At 41.6% G+C, this 409-nt stretch carries 1 protein-coding gene; it reads right to left on the reverse strand.

Translation table 11 applies throughout. From position 1 onward, the window contains the following. Positions 1-382, reverse strand: a 382-nt coding sequence (locus JHD62_RS22725; RefSeq protein ID WP_233161156.1) for a hypothetical protein, incomplete at its 3' end; no start/stop codon positions are given. Between the last annotated feature and the right edge of the window lie 27 nt (positions 383-409).

Consider the following 409-nt stretch of genomic DNA (forward strand, 5'->3'; position numbering starts at 1 on the left):
TCTTTAACCACAAAATACGCTCCGAGGCAACTGCCTTTGCTTCTCCGTCAAGAGTTTCGTACACAAATCCGTCAACATCTATTCTGGATGAAGGCCATGACTCGTTAGTATCATTTAATATGCAAACATTCGAATGAATTATTCTCACACCACGATCAAAATAACACCAGTGAAAAATAAAGCTATTGTTCACAGAGAGCTTTAGCACAGAGAAGGATACCTCTTCGACCCCGCCAATAATTCTCAACCCATGAAGCTTAAAATCAGCACCAACCTTAACACTCTCTAATCTAAACAAGCCTTGGCAAGTGGATCCCTTCAGAGAAAGCACTCCACCAATCGCTACCGAACTATAATTAATCGATCTCTGTCTCTTATACACATCTGACGCTGCCGACGAACAGTAAGA

It is taken from the genome of Aquitalea sp. ASV11, from assembly GCF_016429185.1.
Taxonomy (GTDB): Bacteria; Pseudomonadota; Gammaproteobacteria; order Burkholderiales; family Chromobacteriaceae; genus Aquitalea; species Aquitalea pelogenes.